This is a genomic window from Bradyrhizobium sp. P2_E8, assembly GCF_056403875.1.
The window spans coordinates 1-4,963 of sequence record NZ_JBFUES010000563.1 but is presented as its reverse complement, the minus strand read 5'-3'; the positions used below and the strand labels follow the sequence as shown (position 1 = coordinate 4,963).

Below are 4,963 nucleotides of genomic sequence, written 5' to 3'. Positions count from 1 at the left end.
GTCATCGCGTCCTGCGGCGGCACCAGGCGCGGCACGCGCTGCGTGCCGCCGGCGCCGGGGAACAGGCCGACCTTGACCTCGGGCAGGCCGAGGCGCGTCTTGGGATTCTCAGCCGCCACACGGTAGTGACAGCACAGCGTGATCTCGAAGCCGCCGCCGAGCGCGAGGCCGTTGATCGCGGCCGCCCACGGCTTGCCGGAGGTTTCGATCGAGCGCAGCACCTGCGAGAAGCGCCGGCTCTGGTCGAACAGCATCTGGTTCGCCGCCGTCTCGCCTTGCTCGCTGAAGACCTTGGCGTAGGCCTGGTTCATGCCTTCCAGCATCGACAGGTCGGCGCCGGCGCAGAACGCCTCCTTGGCCGAGGTGATGACGACGCCCTTCACCGCGGCGTCGGCCGTGGTTTCCTTGACGATCGCATCGAGCTCGCTGGTCGAGGTCTCGTCGAGCACGTTCATCGAACGGCCCGGGATGTCCCAGGTGACGAGCGCGATGCCGTCGGCGTCGGTCTCAACCTTGAAATTCTTGTAAGCCATGTTGGTTGCTCCTCGGTGCCGCAGCCGATCTCAGGCGCGACGGTTGACGGTGATCTCGTAGGGTGGATTAGCCGAAGGCGTAATCCACCAGTCCGCGGGGAAAGAAGTGGTGGGTTACGCCAAGCAGATGCGCTTCGCGCATCTGCAGGGCTAACCCACCCTACGCAGTTACACCCTCTCGATGATGGTGGCGGTGCCCATGCCGCCGCCGATGCACAACGTCACCAGCGCGGTGGACTTGTTGGTACGCTCGAGCTCGTCGAGCACGGTGCCGAGGATCATCGCGCCGGTCGCGCCAAGCGGATGGCCGAGTGCGATCGCACCGCCATTGACGTTGATCTTGGCGTTGTCGATGTCGAAGGCCTGGATGTAGCGCAGCACGACCGAGGCAAAGGCCTCGTTGAGCTCGAACAGGTCGATGTCCGACTTCTTCATGCCGGAGCGCGCGAACAGCTTTTCGGTGACGTCGACCGGACCGGTCAGCATCATCGCCGGCTCGGAGCCGATGTTCGCAAACGCGCGGATTTTTGCCCGCGGCTTCAGGCCATATTTGCTGGCCGCCTCCTTGCTGCCGAGCAGCACGGCGCCGGCGCCGTCGACGATGCCCGAGGAGTTGCCGGCGTGGTGCACGTAGTTGACGCGCTCGATCTCCGGATGCGACTGCACGGCGACGCCGTCGAAACCGCCCATCTGCGCCATCATCGTGAACGAGGGCTGCAACTGCGCCAGCGACTGCATCGTCGTCGAGGGACGCATATGCTCGTCCTTGGCGAGGATGGTGAGGCCGTTGATGTCCTTCACCGGCACGACCGACCTGTTGAAGCGGCCCTCGTCCCAGGCCTTGCCGGCACGCTGCTGGCTCTGCACCGCGTAAGCGTCGACGTCATCGCGCGAGAAGCCGTACTTCGTCGCGATCAGATCGGCCGAGACGCCCTGCGGCATGAAATAGGCGGGCACCGCCATCGACGGATCCATCGGCCAGGCGCCGCCGGAGGCGCCGATGCCGACACGGCTCATCGATTCGGCACCGCCGCCGATGACGAGATCATGCTGGCCGCTCATCACCTGGGCAGCGGCAAAGTTCACGGCATCCAGGCCGGAGGCGCAGAAGCGGCTGATCTGCACGCCGGGCACGGCTTCGCCGAGGCCCGCCTTCAGCGCGGCGAAACGCGCGATGTCGGAGCCCGCCTCACCGACGGGATCGACCACGCCGAGCACGACGTCGTCGACGGAATCTTCCGGCAAATTGTTGCGGTCCTTCAGCGCCTTCAACGGCACCGTGGCGAGCGCGAGCGCGGTGACTTCGTGCAGCGCGCCGTCCGCCTTGCCGCGGCCGCGCGGGGTTCGGACGTGGTCGTAGATATAGGCATCTGCCATGGGAGCCTCCTGATTGCAGCTATCGGTTACGACCGCGACGCGGCCGGGATTATGGGTGAAGCGAAAATATTCAGAACGCTTCTGCCGGCAGTTCCATGATGGTGGCGCAGCCCGACTGGATGCGCGCGAGATTGGCCGCGGTCTCCGGCAACATCCGCTCCATGAAGAAGCGGCCGGTGACGAGCTTGGTCGAGAGATAGGGCGTCGCCCCGCTCTCGGCAATCTTGGCATTCGTCACCTTTGCCATCTTCGCCCACATGTAGCCGAGCGCGACGAAGCCGAAGAGATGCAGGTAATCGGTTGCGGCAGCACCCGCATTATCAGGCTTCATCATCGCGTTCTGCATCAGCCAGGTGGTGGCCTGCTGGAGATGGCCGAGCGAAGCCGAGAGCGGGGTGATGAAGGGTTTCAGCGCCTCGTCGCCGCCGTTCTCCTTGGCGAAGGCCATGACCTCGCCGAAGAAGGCCATGATGGCGCGGCCGCCGTCGCGCGGCAGCTTGCGGCCGACGAGGTCGAGGGCCTGGATGCCGTTGGCGCCTTCATAGATCATGGCGATGCGGGCATCGCGCACGAACTGCTCCATGCCCTGCTCGGCGATGTAGCCGTGACCGCCATACATCTGCTGCGCCTGCACCGCGTTGGCGAAGCCGTAATCGGTGAGGAAGCCCTTCAGCACCGGCGTCATCAGGCCCATGTGGTCGTCGGCGGCCTGGCGGTCCTTGGGATCCTCCGAACGGTGGGCGACGTCGCTCTTCAGCGCGGTCCAGATCACGAAGGCGCGCGCGGCCTCGTTGAAGGCGCGGATCGAGAGCAGCGTGCGGCGCACGTCGGGATGCACGATGATCGGATCGGCCGGCTTGTCCGGCGCCTTGGTGCCGGTCAGCGAACGGCCCTGGATGCGCTCGCGGGCATAGGCGACGGCGTTCTGATAGGCGACCTCGGACTGCGCGAGCCCCTGCACGGCGACGCCGAGCCGGGCCTCGTTCATCATCACGAACATGCCCTGCATGCCCTTGTTCTCTTCGCCGATCAGCCAGCCGGTGGCGCTGTCGTAGTTCATCACGCAGGTGGAATTGCCGTGGATGCCCATCTTGTGCTCGATCGAGCCGCAGACCACGCCGTTGCGGGCGCCGACCGAACCGTCGGCATTCACCAGGAATTTCGGCACCACGAACAGCGATACGCCCTTGATGCCGCCAGGCGCGCCCTCGATGCGGGCGAGCACGAGGTGGATGATGTTGGAGGCCAAGTCATGCTCGCCGGCGGAGATGAAGATCTTGGTGCCCGTGATCTTGAAGCTGCCGTCGGCCTGCCGCACCGCCTTGGTGCGGAGCATGCCGAGATCGGTGCCGCAATGCGGCTCGGTCAGGTTCATGGTGCCGGTCCATTCGCCGGCGACCATCTTCGGAACGTAGGTCTGCTTCTGCTCGGGCGAGCCGTGCACGATCAGGGCTGCGGTGGCGCCCATGGTGAGGCCGCCATACATCGAGAACGCCATGTTGGCGGAGATCTGGAATTCGTTGACGGCCTGGGAGAGCGTCACCGGCAGGCCCTGCCCGCCGAACTCGGTCGGAGCCGACAGACCAAGCCAGCCGCCCTCGGCGACCTGCTTGAAGGCGTCCTTGAAACCCTTCGGCGTGGTGACGCTGCCGTCATCGGCGCGCTTGCAGCCTTCGAGATCGCCGACGCGGTTGAGCGGCTGGAGCACCTCTTCGGCGAGCTTGGCGGCTTCGCCCAGGATCGCCTCGCGCACGTCGCTGGACGCATCGGAGAAGYCGGGCAGATTGTCGTAACGATCGATCTGGAAGACGTCGTTGAGCAGGAAATTCACGTCTTCGACGGGGGCTTTATAGATCGGCATGGTGGTCTCCCGGCATGGCCGTTGAAATGGTGGGATTCGCTATGATTGGGCGGCAAGCTGCTCCGCCATCAGGCGGTGCAGCATGTTGATGGCCTTGAGCGGACGCACCATCACCTTGAAATTCGTGATGCGTCCCTCGGGATCGAAGCTGATGATGTCGACGCCGTTGATCTCGATGCCGTCGATCACGTTCTTGAATTCGAGCACGGCGCCGCTCTCGCTTCGCCACTCGCCGACATAGGTGAAGCCGGGACCGCCGAGGACCTTCTCGGCGCTCGACAGATATTTGAAGGTGATGTCGCGGCCGCGCTGGGGCGAATGCACCACAGGGCTTTCGAAGACCGCATCGGGATGGAGCAGGTCCCAGAGCGCTTTGCGGGCTTCAGCGCGATCTTGGGACTTCATGTAGCCGTACCACGAGTCGAGGCCGGTCATTCTCAGGTGCCTCCCTAAAGGCCTGGGCAAAAAACGCGAAAACAACCCCATGCACAGTAGCGAAGAGGTTGATTTTGCTGGATCTTCGGGGTGGGTCTTGTGGCCCGCTCCGAAGCCGTCCCATATGCACATTGACGCATATGCGCAGATGCGCATAAAGTCAAGCTGGTTGGTCAAGATCGAAGACGAAGGAGGCCAGTCATGGCACTGGGCGACGCAATCCTCGCATGCCTGACGGAACGTCCGATGACGGGTTACGAGCTCGCCAAGACGTTCGATTCCTCGATTGGCTTCTTCTGGAAGGCCGACCACCAGCAGATCTATCGCGAGCTCTCCAAGCTGCGCGACCGCGGCTACATCCAGGGCCGCGAGGTCGTGCAGACGGGCAAGCCCAACAAGCTGATTTATACGCTGACTCCCGAGGGCCGAACAGCGCTGCGGCACTGGGCCGCGCGGCCGAGCACGCCGCCCTCGATCAAGGACGACCTCCTGGTGCGGCTGCATGCGCTCGACAGCATCGACATCGAGCCCATGCGCACCGATCTGATGGCCCGGCTGGAGCACCACCGCGACCGGCACGAGAATTACGAGCGGATCCTCAAAAAGCGTTTTCCGGACGGCACGGCGGAGGGCCGGCTCGATCTCGGCAACCTGCTCCTGCTTCGCCTTGGCGCCCGCCACGAGCAGATGGTGGCCGATTTTTGCGAAGAGGCACTCGCGGCGCTGTCGACGATGAGCGGCAAGGGCACGGTGGTGC

The 4,963-nt window shown here is 64.6% G+C and carries 5 protein-coding genes; 1 reads left to right on the top strand and 4 read right to left on the bottom strand.

The genetic code is table 11. From position 1 onward, the window contains the following. The 4 genes from AC1D00_RS26520 to AC1D00_RS26505 form a co-directional block, all read right to left on the bottom strand. The coding region (locus AC1D00_RS26520; protein WP_477012685.1) for an enoyl-CoA hydratase-related protein at positions 1 to 533 on the bottom strand (533 nt) is incomplete at its 3' end. Positions 534 to 701: 168 nt separating this feature from the next. After that, the gene (locus AC1D00_RS26515) at positions 702 to 1,910 is read right to left on the bottom strand and encodes an acetyl-CoA C-acetyltransferase (protein ID WP_404551164.1); all 1,209 of its coding nucleotides are present in this window, start codon (positions 1,908 to 1,910) and stop codon (positions 702 to 704) included. Positions 1,911 to 1,980: 70 nt separating this feature from the next. Continuing rightward, the gene (locus AC1D00_RS26510) at positions 1,981 to 3,771 is read right to left on the bottom strand and encodes an acyl-CoA dehydrogenase C-terminal domain-containing protein (protein WP_477012684.1); all 1,791 of its coding nucleotides are present in this window, start codon (positions 3,769 to 3,771) and stop codon (positions 1,981 to 1,983) included. A 39-nt stretch (positions 3,772 to 3,810) separates the two neighbouring features. Beyond that, entirely contained in the window at positions 3,811 to 4,206 is a 396-nt protein-coding gene (locus tag AC1D00_RS26505; protein WP_135176231.1) for a nuclear transport factor 2-like protein, read from the bottom strand. A 201-nt stretch (positions 4,207 to 4,407) separates the two neighbouring features. Between AC1D00_RS26505 and AC1D00_RS26500 the strand changes: the two genes are divergently transcribed. Further along, positions 4,408 to 4,963: PadR family transcriptional regulator (locus tag AC1D00_RS26500; RefSeq protein ID WP_477012683.1), on the top strand; the 556-nt coding region annotated here is incomplete at its 3' end.